This is a genomic window from Halalkalirubrum salinum, assembly GCF_005543295.1.
GTDB lineage: Archaea > Halobacteriota > Halobacteria > Halobacteriales > Haloferacaceae > Halalkalirubrum > Halalkalirubrum salinum.
This window is the reverse complement of record NZ_SRSG01000032.1, coordinates 47,143-59,863: the sequence shown is the minus strand read 5'-3', so window position 1 is coordinate 59,863 and position 12,721 is coordinate 47,143. Positions and strand designations below refer to the sequence as shown.

Here is a 12,721-nt window from a genome sequence, read left to right as displayed (position 1 = left end):
CCATAGCTGGTGCGTTGTGATACATTCGAGGTGAGACCACGCTCGCACCGGGACACGCTACTTCTCCTCGAACTCCTCGACGCATCAGCAGCCTGCAATAATCAAGTCAACTACGATCGAAGACAAACCCTCTTCACCACGCAAGATAACGCGGACACTCGCGTCCCGGTTAACAAGTTGAAATCTACAGTGAAACAAGCTGTCACCCAAGAAGAATATCGGCAACAATATATCCAAACCCTCGGGTCTGCGGCACCGCAACAAGTTGTCCAAAAGAACTGGGAACCGTGGAAAGCCTACTTCGCTATCCTCTCAAAATACCGCGACCCAAACAATTCAAAAGTTACAGAGAGACCATCCCCACCCGGATACTGGAAAGAAAATGGAACGCGGATTCCGCGTACCGTTATCCGCAACGATCAGTATACGCTTGAACTCGGCGACCGAAGCCGACTTGAAATTCCCGTGGGAATGGACCTCAAAGAAAAGTACGGACTTGGATATCAAGAACGGTTACGCTTGGAGGTTGCAGGCCAACCCCGTTGGACAGGCAAACAAGGTCGCTTAGAAATTGTGTACGATAGAGACACCGAAACGTTCACTGCATACAGAACCGTCGGCGATGAGGACAACCCTCCACGCCGCCGAGACTCTTATCAACCCACTTCACTGGCTACTACCACCAGCGGCAACAAAGTAGTAGCAGCAGTGGACATCGGTGCAAACAATCTCGCCGCCGCCACGACAACCGAAGGCGATCACCGCCTCTACCACGGACGACCCGCGTTCCGCACGTTCCACGCTCATACCGAGCGAATCGCCGAATTGCAATCCAGACTCCCGGATGAAATATGGTCGAGCGAACAAATCAGAAATCTCTCCCAGACGAGGAGTAGACAACGCAACCATGCGATGGATGCGTTAATTCGTGACCTCGGTGAGTGGCTTACCGAACGAAACGTTACTGAGCTCATTGTCGGTGCGCTGAGCGACGTTCGAGAGAAACACTGGTCTGCGACGGTCAACGAGAAAACAGATCTGTTCTGGGCACACGGACGCTTCCGTCGGCGACTGAGCAATGTATTGGAATTTGAATACGGGATAACTGTCACTGAGAAATCTGAAGCAGGCACCTCATCAGAGTGTCCCGCGTGTGAGAGTGCAGACGTGCATCGGAGTGGAGATCTACTCCAATGTCACTCGTGTGGTCGTGAAGGACACTCGGATATTGCAGGATCAACGAATTTTCTGCGAAAGCACGCAGCTGAGAGTATAGATATAGAGACGAATGGGTCGATGGCTCGGCCCGTGGCCGCCGGAGAGAACACGAAGGCGGATGGACATCATATATCGGTACCATGCCTTGAGTGGAACGACCATACGTGGACAGGAAAACACGCTGGTCATTCGATCAAAAAGGAACCCACAAACCAGAGTACCACGCAGTCGGCGCGTGGGAACGTTGCCCCCGGTGTTTCAGACGACTGAATCACGCGTCATCGGAGGGGAAGCCCACGACTTTAGTCGTGGGAGGCGGTCACGAAAGCAGCAGTTATCATTCTCGCCGATACGGAATCGCACGGTGACCTCGGCCGACTCGTCAACGGACTCGAAACCGCCCGGGAGTTCGCCGAATCTGACGGGGACGAGCTGGAGCTCATTTTCGACGGCGCGGGTACACAGTGGATTCCAGAACTGGAGGATGAAGCCCACGACTACCACGAACTCTATCAGTCGCTCCGCGAGCAGACATCAGCGTGTGAATTCTGTGCCGGTGCGTTCGGCGTCGCTGAGGCGATCGCCGACGCGGGTGTCGTCACCCTCGACGAGAACGACGGCCACCCGAGCGTCCGATCGCTCGTCGAAGATGGCTACGAAGTCATGACATTCTGAGGAGGCGTGCCGCGGTTCGATCGAGAACTGACCTCGCCGTCGGCTTGCCGGTCCGCGTACGCTTTTAGCGCTTCGGACCGATCGTCCAGATATGACACCGATCAACGTAACCGCCGACGCAGAGACGTTCACCTGTAACGCGTTTCTCGTCCCTGACGGCGAGGTAACCCTCGTCGACGCCGGAACAATGGCTGGTGTCGTTGACGAAATCACAGCGCACGTCGACGCGATCGACCGGCTCGTGTTGACCCACCAACACGGCGACCATATCGGTGAACTCGAGGCAGTTGTCGACGCGTTCGACCCCGAAGTCTACGCTTACAGCGAGCACCCGCTTCGAACCCACGCGATCGACGACGGGGACACGGTGACGATCGGCGAGGAGACGTTCGAGGTCGTCTACACGCCCGGCCATGCCAGCGACCACGTCTCCTTTGTCGGCGAGACGACGCTGTTCAGCGGCGACGTGGTGGTCTACAATGACGGCGCGTTTGAAAATGGTAGCTTCGGCAGAACAGATATGCCCGGACAGTCCCGCCAGCGGTTGATCGAAAGCCTGCGGACGCTGCTCGATCGGCTTCCAGATACGGTGACGACGATGTGTGCCGGCCACGGTGACGTGTTTACTGCCGATCCGGAGGGGGACTCGGTTCGCGATGTGATCGAGCGGGCGCTCACGCGGGCTGAGCGTCGTGAGCCAAAATACCCCGAGTAAGCGTCTGCTTCAGACGGCGCAGTTTTATACGGCGCGGCGTTCCTTCGCTTTCGGGCGGAGGCGCTTGTAGCCGCACTTGCGACAGCGGGTCGCTCGCATGGCGTTTCGAGCGTTACAGCGCATACAGATCTGTCGGTCCAACATCCGTTTTTCGGCGTGTGGGTTGCTCGGCATACCTCCCGGTAACAGGGGTTTCCGTATAACAGTTCCGAGAAGCGTTTGCGCTGGCCGGTCGTTGAACGTTTCAGGCGCTTGCGGCCTGTGCGCCCGCTGCGACGAGTGCCTCTTCGATGTCTTCACGCTGGGTGACGCCGACGAACCGATCGACGACGCCGTCGTCGTTTTCGACGATGAGTGTCGGAAGCGATCGAACCTGGTACTGGTTCGCGATGTCCTGTTCTTGATCGACGTCGACCTTCTCGAAGACGACATCGCCGTAGTCTTCTTCGAGGTCGTCGAGGATCGGATCCTGGGTCTTACACGGGCCGCACCAGTCAGCGTAGAAATCTTTGAGTCGAACGGTCATGTGCTTCGAATTGTTTCACACCCGCAATGATAAGAGTTGCTCATGGGGAATGGCGATAGCTGGCGGAGAACGAAACGTTTAGCATCCCGACGAACCCAGAGAGGGTATGAGCAGCGGGCAAAACTCCGGCGGCCTGATGTCGAGTGCGGGGCTAGTTCGGTACTTCGACTCCGAGGACAGAAACGCCATCCGAATCGACCCCAAGACGGTGATGGCATTCTGTATCCTCTTTGGTGTCTTCGTACAGCTCTTGACGCTGACGGTCGCCTGAACGAAGAGCGCAAATCAACCATCTACCGAGCGGTGTCGAGCGCGCCCTTTTTGCGTCACAATCACCACATATAGCTATGAGCGAAGCGAGCAAGCCAGACATTCGGGCCGGCGTGATCGCCGTGCAGGGCAACGTCGCCGAACACGCCGCAGCGATCGAGCGCGCGGGCGAGCGTCGTGGCCTGTCCGTCGCCGTTGAGCGGATCAGACAGGCCGGAACCGTCCCACACTGTGACGTCCTCTGTCTGCCGGGTGGGGAGTCAACAGCCATTTCACAGCTTCTCGATCGCGAAGGGATCGACGCGGAGATTATCGAACACGTCGCCAGCGGGAAACCCGTTCTCGCGACGTGTGCGGGGCTGATCGTCGCCGCGGCAGATCCACAGGACGATCGCGTCCAGTCGCTCGACGTCCTCGACGTGAGCGTCAATCGAAACGCGTTCGGTCGGCAGGTCGACAGCTTCGAGGCACCGTTGTCGATCGACGGCATCACTGATCCCGAGACGCCGTTCCCGGCGGTGTTCATCCGTGCGCCTGTCATCGACGAGGTAGGCCAGGATGTCGAGGTACTAGCGCGCTGGGAGGACGATCCGGTCGCGGTGCGGGACGGCCCGGTCGTTGCGACCTCGTTCCATCCGGAGTTGACCAACGACGATCGGCTGCACCGGTTGGTGCTTTCGGCGGCGATCGACACGCTTTCGACGGCGCAACCGGCTGAGATGGACGTATGAGCGACGAAGAGCCGATCGACGACACAACTGAATCTGCAGTGAACTCCGAACACGCAGCCCCGGAAGCGGTCCTCGACGAACTGTTTGAAACGATCGAATCCCGCAAAGCAAACCTCCCGGAGGGCTCATACACGACAACGCTGTTTACCCACGAGAAAGGCGAAAACTACGTGCTCGAAAAGCTCGGCGAGGAACTCACGGAGGTCCTTCTTGCGGCGAAAGACGACGATGCCGCAGAGCTCCAGTACGAATCCGCTGATCTCGTCTATCACCTTCTCGTCTTACTCTCGATGAAGGGACTCACCGTCGATGATTTACGCGACGAACTGCGATCGCGGTTTCACTGATCGATCAACCGCCACAATTCTGCCGGATCGATCGGGCGGTACTGCTGGTGAGAAGCCGACGGACTTATTTCGCCGACCGGACAACTGTTCCGGCAATGAATGCCGTTACGCTTGGGCCCGCGGGCACCTACTCGCACCGTGCGGCCAGCGCCGTTGCAGAGTCGGTCTCGTTTCGCGAATCGGTGACCGCGATCGTCGAAGCCGTCGCCGACGGCACGTTCGAACGCGGCGTGGTCCCGATCGAAAACTCGATCGAAGGGAGTGTCACCGAAAGCCTCGATGCGCTCTCCGAACACGATGTGAGCGTTGTTTCCGAGGTCGTCACACCGATCCGACACGGGTTGTTGGCCCAGTCGGGCAACTTCGACATTATCGCGAGCCACTCGCAGGCGCTCGCACAGTGCCGTGGGTATCTTGAAGCCGAGTACCCGGAAATCGCCCAGGAGGCGGTTGCAAGCACCGCCCGCGGGGTCGAACGCGCTCGAAACGATCCGACGGTTGCGGCGATCGGTCACCCCGACAACGCGACGAATGGCACCGAGCTACAGGTCCTCGCGACGGGGATTCAGGACCGAACTTCGAACGTGACTCGCTTCCTCGTGATCGCCCCGCTGTCGGAACGATCGGACGCCGGCGGCAAGACCACGCTCATCGTCTACCCGAACGTCAACTATCCCGGACTGCTGCTTGAGTTGCTCGAAGCGTTCGCCGATCGAAACATCAACCTCTCGCGGATCGAGTCTCGCCCCAGTGGCGAGCGCCTCGGAGACTATCTGTTCCACCTCGACGCGGAAGGGGGTCTCTACGAGGATCGGACCCAGGCGGCCGTCGAAGAGATCGAAGCAATCGCCAGCGAGGGCTGGGTTCGCGTGCTCGGCTCCTACGATACCAGACACGTGATGTACTGATTTCGCGACCCTGAATACTGTTCTTTTTTCGGCGACAAGATTGATTAGGCTGCCGGCCGAACGACTAGGTGTATGCCCGACAAACGAGATCCCTTCCGCGAGCTGGATGAGTTCCTCGAACGGATGAACGAACAGTTCGGCGGCATCGGCCGATCGCTCGAGCCGGGGCTTCGACAGGAAATCCGCGTGGATGTGGCTGATCACGGCGACGAGATCGTCGTGACTGCCGATCTGCCCGGTTTCGATCGTGATTCGATCGAGGTCCGTCTCGACGACGGCTCGCTCGTCCTCGATGCGACCACCGAATCCGAAGCAACCGACGAGGGTGAAGAGGCCGGTGTCACCTACCACCGCCGTGAGCGACAGCAGCGATCAGTCAGCCGGCGGGTCTCTCTTCCTGCGGAGGTCCTCGCAGAAGAGACGAACGCGACGTACGCAAACGGAGTCCTGACAGTTACCCTGCCAAAACAGTCGCCTGACGATGCCGGCGGCAAGCGGATCGAAATCTCATAGGCTGCCCGTCAGCCCGTGGGGGCAGCTCTCAATTCGATCGACGACAGAGAGCGATCGTACCTGTCAGTCCCCTTAGCCCGGTGTGCGTATTTTTTGTTTACTGTGTCCCCCGTGGCCCCAACGCCGATCACGTGATTTCTCATTTCGCCAACAAATAATATCAATAACATGATGTGTTATTTAGTTTATCACAAAACAATCTTATGTACACATTGTATATGATCCAATATAGAAGGTAGTACCAATTCGAGGAGCCGATCGTCGCTGCGAACACATTCCGTCGCTCTATCGATGCCGCAAAAATAATCAACTGATGACAAAAAAGGACACGCCGTCAGAACGGAACGACTCAGCCGCACCGTCAACTGGACGAATCCGTCACGAGTGGGGTGACTCAGACCGACCGAGCACGGCTGTGATCGAAGCCGTCGCTGCTGCGACAAACCGCGATCCTACCGCCACGTCTCCGCTGTACGATTACGTCGACCCCGATGCACTCGATCGGCTCATGCAATCGCGGCGAGACGGTACAACGGATGCTGTCTCTGTGTCGTTCATGTACGACGGTATTGCCGTTCAAGTCGATAGCCGCGGCTGGGTCGAGGTTCAGTTGGACGGCGTCACCTCCGAATAAGCGCAAAACAGCGCCCACCGAACACACTATGCTATTTTTGTCGAGACGAACTCGAGAAGCTTCTCGACTCGGTCCGTGGAGTGATACGTTACTATCCCACGCTGTGCGTCGTATTCGGTGATGCCGGCGGCCGGTGGCTTCGGAAGATGTGTATGATGAAGTTCGATATCTGTGGCTGTGGAATCTCCGCTGTGAGAGCTTGCGGTGTGTCCTCCATCGGCAGCGATCGACCGAGTCAGCTCGTCCAATCTGACCGTCTCATCTCCGTTAGTACTCAGGTAGTTCAGTATCGTTCGCCGCCGCGGGTTGGCAACGATGTCAAGCAGGGTTTCGGTCGAGACGATCTGTTTGTTTGTAGTCATTAATATCCACACCATGTTCAGACAGTGGACTCGCTCGCAGGGCCATCGATATGCAGTGTTATCCTCCGTCCTGATATTTGTGGCGTTGACCCAGACTCTCTCATTCTCCCTTACTTACCTGTCGACATCGGTCGAACGCCTCGGGTAACCAGCAGTCAAGGAGAACGCCCACGACTTCAGTTGCGGGTAGCTGTCTATAGCTCAATGCTGTGCGATCTGCTACACATGGTCCTCCACTGTTTAATATCACAGCCGACTATTCTGTCCTTTGGTGAAAAACAATATGATGCGACGATCAACACCGTTCGACGACATCGAATCGTTCTTTGACAGAATGGGCCAGGGCTTCGAGGAGATGCGCCTGCCTGCGGGCAACTGGGGCGGGATCGACATCGACGTGGCCAACTACGACACCGAGTACGTCGTCATGGCCGATCTCCCCGGCTTCGATCGCGAACACATCGACCTTCGACTCGACGAGGACCTGTTGACAATCCGCGCCGAGCGCCACCACGAGACTGACGAAGACGCTGGCGACTATCTCCAACGCGAACGACGCAGCGAGACCCTGAGCCGCCGCGTTCGTCTCCCCGAGGCGATCGACGTCGACGGCTCCACTGCGACCTACACGAACGGCGTCCTCACCGTCACGGTTCCCCAACTCGAACCCACCGAGGACGACGACGGCCACCGGATCGACATCGAATAGCCTCGCCCGCCAAGACGGTGAGCCTACGTTTCGAGGATATCGATCGCCGGCCGACCGGGCGTCGCCTTCGAAACTGTTGACTCGTCGGCGTCAGCCGCGCGAACCACGCGGACTGGCGCGTCGAACTCCCGTTCTATCAGCCACGCCGCTGCTGACAGCGCCTCGTACTCTTCGTCCACCGCAAGTCCGACCGACAGCGCTTCGCGCTCGGCCTGGAGGTCCTTGCCGTAGTCGGCAGCGGCTTGGCCCTGTTTTTTGATCTCCGGAATCTGCATGAGTTCGCCGATCACGTTCGGTGCGTCGCTCTCGACGGCAACCTCGAGCGCGCGATATTTCCATTCGGGCGCAACGACGACATCGATCCGTTCGGGATCGTCGATCCCAGCGACCTCGATGATTTGCCGGACGTCTTCGCGGGTGTTCTCGACGAGTCGGCGGCGATCCTCTGCAGTCGATCGATCGGCGTCGCTCTCTGGCCACGCCGCGTTGACGACGAATCCTTCACCGCCCAGTTCGTCGTACAGCGCCTCCGCGATGTGCGGGGCAACCGGCGAGAGCAACAACACAGCCGTCTGGAGGCCGCGTTCGAACGTCGCCGCGTGCGGTTCGGTGTAGTCGGCGTACTGCCGCAGCGTCCGAACGAGTCCTTGTGCCTCCCGCAGGGCGATATTGAACGTCAGCGACTCGTACTCTTCGGTCGCGACGGCGATCGTCGCATCGATCTCGCTTTCGACGTAGGCGGCGACCGCGTCGTGTTCGCCCGTGGCGGTCTCGGGATCGAACGACTCGACGAGGTCGTACAGCCGTGTCAAGAATGCGTATGTCGATCGAACGCCCTCTTCGGTCCAGTCGAAGGCCCGCTCGGGCTGGGCAGCCTGCATCATGAACAACCGGGCGGTGTCCGCGCCGTAGTCTTCGACGATCTCCTGGGGTGAGACGACGTTGCCCTTCGATTTGGACATCTTCGAGCCGTCTAACTGCACCATGCCCTGTGCGAGCAGGTTGGTGAACGGCTCGCGGTGTTCGAGCCCCTCGGCGTCGGCGAAGAATTTGGTGATAAAGCGGCTGTACAGCAGGTGCATCACGGCGTGTTCGATCCCGCCGACGTACTGATCGACCGGCATCCAGTCGTTGGCGCGATCGAGGTCGAACGGCGCGTCCGTCAACTCCGGGGAGACGTACCGCAGGAAGTACCACGAGGAGTCGACGAACGTGTCCATCGTGTCGGTCTCGCGGACGGCCTCACCACCGCACTCCGGACAGGTCGTCTCCTTCCAGTCAGTCGCCGCGTCCAGCGGATTGCCAGTCGTGTTGACGAACTCGGGCAACTCGACGGGCAACTCAGACTCGGGCACGAGCACGGGACCGCACTCCGAACACCGGACAACCGGGATCGGCGTCCCCCAGTAGCGCTGTCTGGAGATTCCCCAGTCACGCAGGCGGTACTGGGTGGTCAGCTCTGCGGCCTCGGTGTCTTCAGTGATCTGCTCGCGGGCGGTCTCGCTGTCCAGTCCGCTGTACTCACCGGAGTTGATCAACACGCCGTCGTCGGTAAATGCGGACTCGCTCACGTCGACATCGTCCTCGTCGCTCGGGGCGATCACGGGAACGATGTCAACGCCCATCTTTGTCGCGAAGACGTGGTCGCGATCGTCGTGGCCGGGTACGCCCATCAGCGCGCCGGTCCCCACGTCCGAGAGGACGAAGTCGGCGACGAACACCGGCAGCTCTTCGCCGGTCACGGGATTCGTCGCTGTCAGATCCGTCCGAACGCCGTTGGGCTCGTCGCCTTCAGGGTCTGCCTCGTGGTGGATGAACTCGTGGACCGCGTCGTCCGTCTTGATCAGCTCTTGGCTGATTGGGTGATCTGGCGCGAGCGCGAAGAAAGTCGCACCGTAGACCGTGTCTGCGCGGGTCGTGAACGCCTCGACGGTGCCGTGGCTGTCGATCTCGAACGGTAGCGTTGTCCCGTACTGGCGGCCGATCCAGTTGCGCTGCATCTGTCTAACCGAATCTGGCCATCCCTTCAGCTCATCGAGCGTGTCAATCAACTCATCGGCGTACTCGGTGATCTTCAGGAACCACTGTTCGAGCTCACGCTGTTCGACGGGGGTGTCACATCGCCAGCACAGTTCGGCCTCGCCTTCGACTTGCTCGTCCGCGAGGACGGTCTCACAGTCGGGACACCAGTTGACCTCGGCGTCGCGCTGTTCGACCAGTCCTTCCTCGTGGAGCCGGCCGAATAGCCACTGGTTCCAGCGGTAGTACTCTGGCGTGCAGGTGGTGATTTCGCGATCCCAGTCGTACCCAAATCCCATCGACTCCATCTGCCTGCGCATGGTGTCGATGCAGTCGAACGTCCAATCGCGGGGGTTGGTGTCGCGTTCCTTGGCCGCGTTTTCGGCGGGCAGCCCAAACGCGTCCCACCCCATTGGGTGGAGTACGTCCTCGCCGCGCATTCGATTGAATCGCCCGTACGCGTCGGTGATCGTGTAGTTTCGGACGTGGCCCATGTGGAGTTCCCCGGAGGGGTACGGGTACATCCCGAGGACGTAGGTCGGATCCGACACGTCGTCGGGGGTCCGGTAGACGTCAGCCTCGTCCCACGCCTCCTGATAGCGTCGTTCGACCGATCGGTGGTCGTAGCCGTCGTCGTTCATCTGTTTATACCAACGTGGTCGCGTTTGCGTCCTATACCTTTCCATCCGACGGGACGGCCTGACATGGCCGCAGCAGGAACGACCGTCGCTACGCGTCCACCTCTCCGTGCGGTGTGGAGGCGATCGATCCCTCCTCGTCAGGCGACGTCAACCCCTCTGCGCGAAGCCGACACCGCGCCTCCAGTGAGTGGAGCTCTGTGATTATCGATTCGAACGCTGCCGGATCGGCGCGGTGGAGTCGCCCAGTGTTTACCCGTCTGCGCGCGCGATCGCGGAGCTCCTTGACGGTCAATTCGACATCCTCGTCAACCGTCGGCGGGACCGTAGCGAGGCGACTGTCGAGCCGAGCGAGTAGTTCGAAACACGCCCCACGGAGGTATCGGATGTCTACATGTCCCGGCTGGCTCCGCTCGCAGGTCCAGATGACGAGTTGACAGTCGTCGGCTACCATCGCGTACCACTTGCGGCGCTCGATCGCCGAGGAAAAGACGCGGTTTCGGACGGCCGATCGAAGCTTGCTCGGGAGGGATATGAGCGCATCGAGGACCATACCACTATAACACGGCCAAATCGACATAGCTGTTTTGTCGAGTCTCAGACTCAGCAGATCCACAGCGTATTAATCCATCTCGTGGCCAATCTTCAGCTATGTCGGTTCCCCGTCGAACGACGATCGCGTGGCTCGGTTGTGGTCTCCTTTCGGCCGTTGCTGGATGTGCTGCAACGCTACGGCCGTCCCGGACCCGTATTGGCGAACTCGTATTATTAAACGCAGACGATCAGCCCCATTCACTCCGCGTCGAGATCGATCGTGGCGGAGACACGGTGTTCGAGATCGATCGCGAGGTGCCACCGGCCGACGAGCCCCAGCCGGTACTCACGAGTGCAGACGGAATTCCAACCGACCCAGCCGAGTACACGGTCGTCGCAACGCTGCAGTCAGGTGGTTCGATCGAGCGGACCTACCCCACGGATGGAGGTGAGTGTTACTCAGTGACAGTACGGATCGGCGCTGACGGAACACTCCGAGACATGCCATCTGACTCGACTTTCGACGGGTGTAGCCAGTAGCCGATCGAGGAGGACGCTCTCGATCGAGCATGTCGGTGTTTAACCATCCAGAGCCCCTATGATTGGTATGGCGCAAAGCACTGAGAGCAAACCGTACACCTCGAAGCTGTACCGATCGGTGAGCACCCGCCGTGGCGATCGTCCGGACCGTGAGATGGACCTCATTGGTCTCGTTTTGATCGGGTTGCTCTTGATACTCATCCTCCCGATGTTGCCGGTCATTGCTGCGGTGTGGGCCCTGTTGTGGCTGGGCAAAAGCATCCGCGGGCAGAACGTACTCTAACGTACTTTTATTATTGAAACCGACCGGGACGCTGCGGTGTCGTCGATCGGAACTCAAGCATTGAGACCGACCAGATCGAAGGGATAGCCGTTGTCGTTCTCGTCGGCGTGTTCGTAGACGACGCGAGCGGCCGCCACGTCCTGGACCGCAAGCCCGGTCGAATCAAAGACGGTGATACCATCTGTGTCGGTCCGGCCGGGTACCTCTCCAACGACGATCTCGCCGATCGCGCCGTAGATGTCCTCGTCGGTGAGCACACCCTCGCTCCAGGGGACGTTGATCTCTCCGGAGTGGGTCGTCTGCTCGTAGTCGTCGATGACGAGCTTTGCGTCGAAGAGGATCTCGTCAGCCAGTTCGTGTTTGCCCTCGGCGTCCGCGCCCATCGCGTTGATGTGGGTATGCTCGCCGACATCCTCGCGGGAGACGATCGGTGACTCGACAGGTGTTACCGTCGAGAGAATGTCGCAGGCGGCTGCGTCGGCGATCGATCCTGCACGGATCTCGAAGCGATCCTCGAACGCGTCGATGAACTTTGCGACCCGCTCCTCGTCGAGATCGGAGATCACGACTTCTTCGATCGGCCGGATCGTCGCGATCGCCTCAAGTTGGGTGTACGACTGGACGCCGGCGCCGACGATTCCCATCGACGTCGCGTCCTCGACAGCGAGATGATCAGTCGCGACTGCGGCCGCTGCACCCGTCCGAAGCTGCGTCAGCGATGTCCCGTCCATCACTGCGAGCGGGAAGGCGTTTTTCGGGTCCGAGTAGATCATCGTCCCGAGCACTGTCGGCAGATCGTATTTTTCGTTGTTGTCGGTGTGGACGTTCACCCACTTGATCCCTGCAGCGTCCCACTCGCCGGCGTCGAGGTACGCAGGCATCGATCGGAAGTCGCCGTTGTACTGCGGCAGATCGATGTAGGACTTCGGCGGCATCTGGGCGTCTCCGCGCTCGTAAGCGGCGAAGGCGTCCTCGATCACGGGGATGAGTTCTCCCATCTGGGCGTTCTCGTTCACGTCGTCGCTGTTGAGAAGCAACGTCTCCATACGGCAACATTTACGGGATCGAACTTAGTGTCTGTCGATTCTCTGGACGACGA

At 59.5% G+C, this 12,721-nt stretch carries 18 protein-coding genes; 12 read left to right on the top strand and 6 right to left on the bottom strand.

Translation table 11 applies throughout. From position 1 onward, the window contains the following. Nucleotides 1-9: 9 nt before the first annotated feature. The 3 genes from E5K03_RS12040 to E5K03_RS12030 all read left to right on the top strand — a co-directional run bounded on the left by E5K03_RS12040 (nt 10) and on the right by E5K03_RS12030 (nt 2,608). On the top strand, nt 10-1,488 hold the full coding sequence (locus E5K03_RS12040) for a transposase (protein WP_240730016.1): 1,479 nt from the start codon (nt 10-12) through the stop codon (nt 1,486-1,488). A 66-nt stretch (nt 1,489-1,554) separates the two neighbouring features. Then, entirely contained in the window at nt 1,555-1,893 is a 339-nt protein-coding gene (locus tag E5K03_RS17935) for a DsrE family protein (RefSeq protein WP_138007104.1), read from the top strand. A gap of 91 nt (nt 1,894-1,984) precedes the next feature. Continuing rightward, entirely contained in the window at nt 1,985-2,608 is a 624-nt protein-coding gene (locus tag E5K03_RS12030) for an MBL fold metallo-hydrolase (RefSeq protein ID WP_138007076.1), read from the top strand. Between the two features lie 24 nt (nt 2,609-2,632). Here the strand turns inward: E5K03_RS12030 and E5K03_RS12025 are convergent, their stop codons facing one another. After that, on the bottom strand, nt 2,633-2,782 hold the full coding sequence (locus E5K03_RS12025; protein WP_137197589.1) for a 50S ribosomal protein L40e: 150 nt from the start codon (nt 2,780-2,782) through the stop codon (nt 2,633-2,635). A 70-nt stretch (nt 2,783-2,852) separates the two neighbouring features. After that, a complete protein-coding gene (locus E5K03_RS12020) occupies nt 2,853-3,134 on the bottom strand; it encodes a thioredoxin family protein (RefSeq protein WP_138007075.1) in 282 nt (93 codons plus the stop codon). A gap of 106 nt (nt 3,135-3,240) precedes the next feature. On the opposite strand from E5K03_RS12020, the gene E5K03_RS12015 reads away from it, so the two are divergent. The 6 genes from E5K03_RS12015 to E5K03_RS11990 all read left to right on the top strand — a co-directional run bounded on the left by E5K03_RS12015 (nt 3,241) and on the right by E5K03_RS11990 (nt 6,537). Further along, nucleotides 3,241-3,405 (top strand): preprotein translocase subunit Sec61beta, encoded by a 165-nt coding sequence (locus E5K03_RS12015; protein ID WP_137197587.1) that lies wholly within the window; start codon nt 3,241-3,243, stop codon nt 3,403-3,405. Between the two features lie 76 nt (nt 3,406-3,481). Next, nucleotides 3,482-4,135: a pyridoxal 5'-phosphate synthase glutaminase subunit PdxT gene (gene pdxT, locus E5K03_RS12010; RefSeq protein ID WP_138007074.1), complete on the top strand. Its 654-nt coding sequence runs from the start codon at nt 3,482-3,484 to the stop codon at nt 4,133-4,135. After that, a complete protein-coding gene (gene hisE, locus E5K03_RS12005; RefSeq protein ID WP_138007073.1) occupies nt 4,132-4,482 on the top strand; it encodes a phosphoribosyl-ATP diphosphatase in 351 nt (116 codons plus the stop codon). The genes pdxT and hisE overlap by 4 nt, the downstream gene beginning before the upstream one ends. 95 nt (nt 4,483-4,577) lie before the next feature. Next, nucleotides 4,578-5,390 (top strand): prephenate dehydratase, encoded by an 813-nt coding sequence (gene pheA, locus E5K03_RS12000; protein WP_138007072.1) that lies wholly within the window; start codon nt 4,578-4,580, stop codon nt 5,388-5,390. Between the two features lie 72 nt (nt 5,391-5,462). Further along, entirely contained in the window at nt 5,463-5,903 is a 441-nt protein-coding gene (locus tag E5K03_RS11995; protein ID WP_138007071.1) for an Hsp20/alpha crystallin family protein, read from the top strand. Between the two features lie 313 nt (nt 5,904-6,216). After that, nucleotides 6,217-6,537 (top strand): HalOD1 output domain-containing protein, encoded by a 321-nt coding sequence (locus E5K03_RS11990; protein ID WP_138007070.1) that lies wholly within the window; start codon nt 6,217-6,219, stop codon nt 6,535-6,537. A gap of 26 nt (nt 6,538-6,563) precedes the next feature. On the opposite strand, the gene E5K03_RS11985 is transcribed toward E5K03_RS11990, so the two are convergent. Next, the gene (locus E5K03_RS11985) at nt 6,564-6,899 is read right to left on the bottom strand and encodes a DUF7344 domain-containing protein (protein WP_138007069.1); all 336 of its coding nucleotides are present in this window, start codon (nt 6,897-6,899) and stop codon (nt 6,564-6,566) included. A gap of 283 nt (nt 6,900-7,182) precedes the next feature. Here E5K03_RS11985 and E5K03_RS11980 point away from each other — a divergent pair, with 283 nt between their 5' ends. Next, nucleotides 7,183-7,608 carry an Hsp20/alpha crystallin family protein gene (locus E5K03_RS11980; RefSeq protein WP_321167629.1) on the top strand — a complete coding sequence of 142 codons (426 nt, stop codon included), beginning with the start codon at nt 7,183-7,185 and terminating at the stop codon, nt 7,606-7,608. 23 nt (nt 7,609-7,631) lie between these two features. Here E5K03_RS11980 and leuS read toward each other — a convergent pair whose 3' ends face one another. After that, on the bottom strand, nt 7,632-10,268 hold the full coding sequence (gene leuS, locus E5K03_RS11975) for a leucine--tRNA ligase (protein ID WP_138007068.1): 2,637 nt from the start codon (nt 10,266-10,268) through the stop codon (nt 7,632-7,634). Between the two features lie 88 nt (nt 10,269-10,356). Beyond that, nucleotides 10,357-10,818 (bottom strand): hypothetical protein, encoded by a 462-nt coding sequence (locus tag E5K03_RS11970; RefSeq protein ID WP_138007067.1) that lies wholly within the window; start codon nt 10,816-10,818, stop codon nt 10,357-10,359. 98 nt (nt 10,819-10,916) lie between these two features. Here E5K03_RS11970 and E5K03_RS11965 point away from each other — a divergent pair, with 98 nt between their 5' ends. Together E5K03_RS11965 and E5K03_RS11960 are read left to right on the top strand one after the other, a co-directional pair. Continuing rightward, nucleotides 10,917-11,339 (top strand): hypothetical protein, encoded by a 423-nt coding sequence (locus E5K03_RS11965; RefSeq protein WP_138007066.1) that lies wholly within the window; start codon nt 10,917-10,919, stop codon nt 11,337-11,339. Nucleotides 11,340-11,406: 67 nt separating this feature from the next. After that, entirely contained in the window at nt 11,407-11,622 is a 216-nt protein-coding gene (locus E5K03_RS11960; protein ID WP_138007065.1) for a DUF7535 family protein, read from the top strand. Nucleotides 11,623-11,675: 53 nt separating this feature from the next. Here the strand turns inward: E5K03_RS11960 and E5K03_RS11955 are convergent, their stop codons facing one another. Further along, nucleotides 11,676-12,668 (bottom strand): ornithine cyclodeaminase family protein, encoded by a 993-nt coding sequence (locus E5K03_RS11955; protein WP_138007064.1) that lies wholly within the window; start codon nt 12,666-12,668, stop codon nt 11,676-11,678. Between the last annotated feature and the right edge of the window lie 53 nt (nt 12,669-12,721).

Bases quoted from the DNA above. Each gene is read 5' to 3' on its own strand.
- leuS (WP_138007068.1), bottom strand. From the start codon at position 10,268: ATGAACGACGACGGCTACGACCACCGATCGGTCGAACGACGCTATCAG.
- E5K03_RS11995 (WP_138007071.1), top strand. From the start codon at position 5,463: ATGCCCGACAAACGAGATCCCTTCCGCGAGCTGGATGAGTTCCTCGAA.
- pdxT (WP_138007074.1), top strand. From the start codon at position 3,482: ATGAGCGAAGCGAGCAAGCCAGACATTCGGGCCGGCGTGATCGCCGTG.
- E5K03_RS11980 (WP_321167629.1), top strand. From the start codon at position 7,183: ATGATGCGACGATCAACACCGTTCGACGACATCGAATCGTTCTTTGAC.
- E5K03_RS12025 (WP_137197589.1), bottom strand. From the start codon at position 2,782: ATGCCGAGCAACCCACACGCCGAAAAACGGATGTTGGACCGACAGATC.
- E5K03_RS11965 (WP_138007066.1), top strand. From the start codon at position 10,917: ATGTCGGTTCCCCGTCGAACGACGATCGCGTGGCTCGGTTGTGGTCTC.
- E5K03_RS11955 (WP_138007064.1), bottom strand. From the start codon at position 12,668: ATGGAGACGTTGCTTCTCAACAGCGACGACGTGAACGAGAACGCCCAG.
- E5K03_RS12030 (WP_138007076.1), top strand. From the start codon at position 1,985: ATGACACCGATCAACGTAACCGCCGACGCAGAGACGTTCACCTGTAAC.
- pheA (WP_138007072.1), top strand. From the start codon at position 4,578: ATGAATGCCGTTACGCTTGGGCCCGCGGGCACCTACTCGCACCGTGCG.
- E5K03_RS12020 (WP_138007075.1), bottom strand. From the start codon at position 3,134: ATGACCGTTCGACTCAAAGATTTCTACGCTGACTGGTGCGGCCCGTGT.
- E5K03_RS11970 (WP_138007067.1), bottom strand. From the start codon at position 10,818: ATGGTCCTCGATGCGCTCATATCCCTCCCGAGCAAGCTTCGATCGGCC.
- E5K03_RS11985 (WP_138007069.1), bottom strand. From the start codon at position 6,899: ATGACTACAAACAAACAGATCGTCTCGACCGAAACCCTGCTTGACATC.
- hisE (WP_138007073.1), top strand. From the start codon at position 4,132: ATGAGCGACGAAGAGCCGATCGACGACACAACTGAATCTGCAGTGAAC.
- E5K03_RS11960 (WP_138007065.1), top strand. From the start codon at position 11,407: ATGGCGCAAAGCACTGAGAGCAAACCGTACACCTCGAAGCTGTACCGA.
- E5K03_RS12015 (WP_137197587.1), top strand. From the start codon at position 3,241: ATGAGCAGCGGGCAAAACTCCGGCGGCCTGATGTCGAGTGCGGGGCTA.
- E5K03_RS11990 (WP_138007070.1), top strand. From the start codon at position 6,217: ATGACAAAAAAGGACACGCCGTCAGAACGGAACGACTCAGCCGCACCG.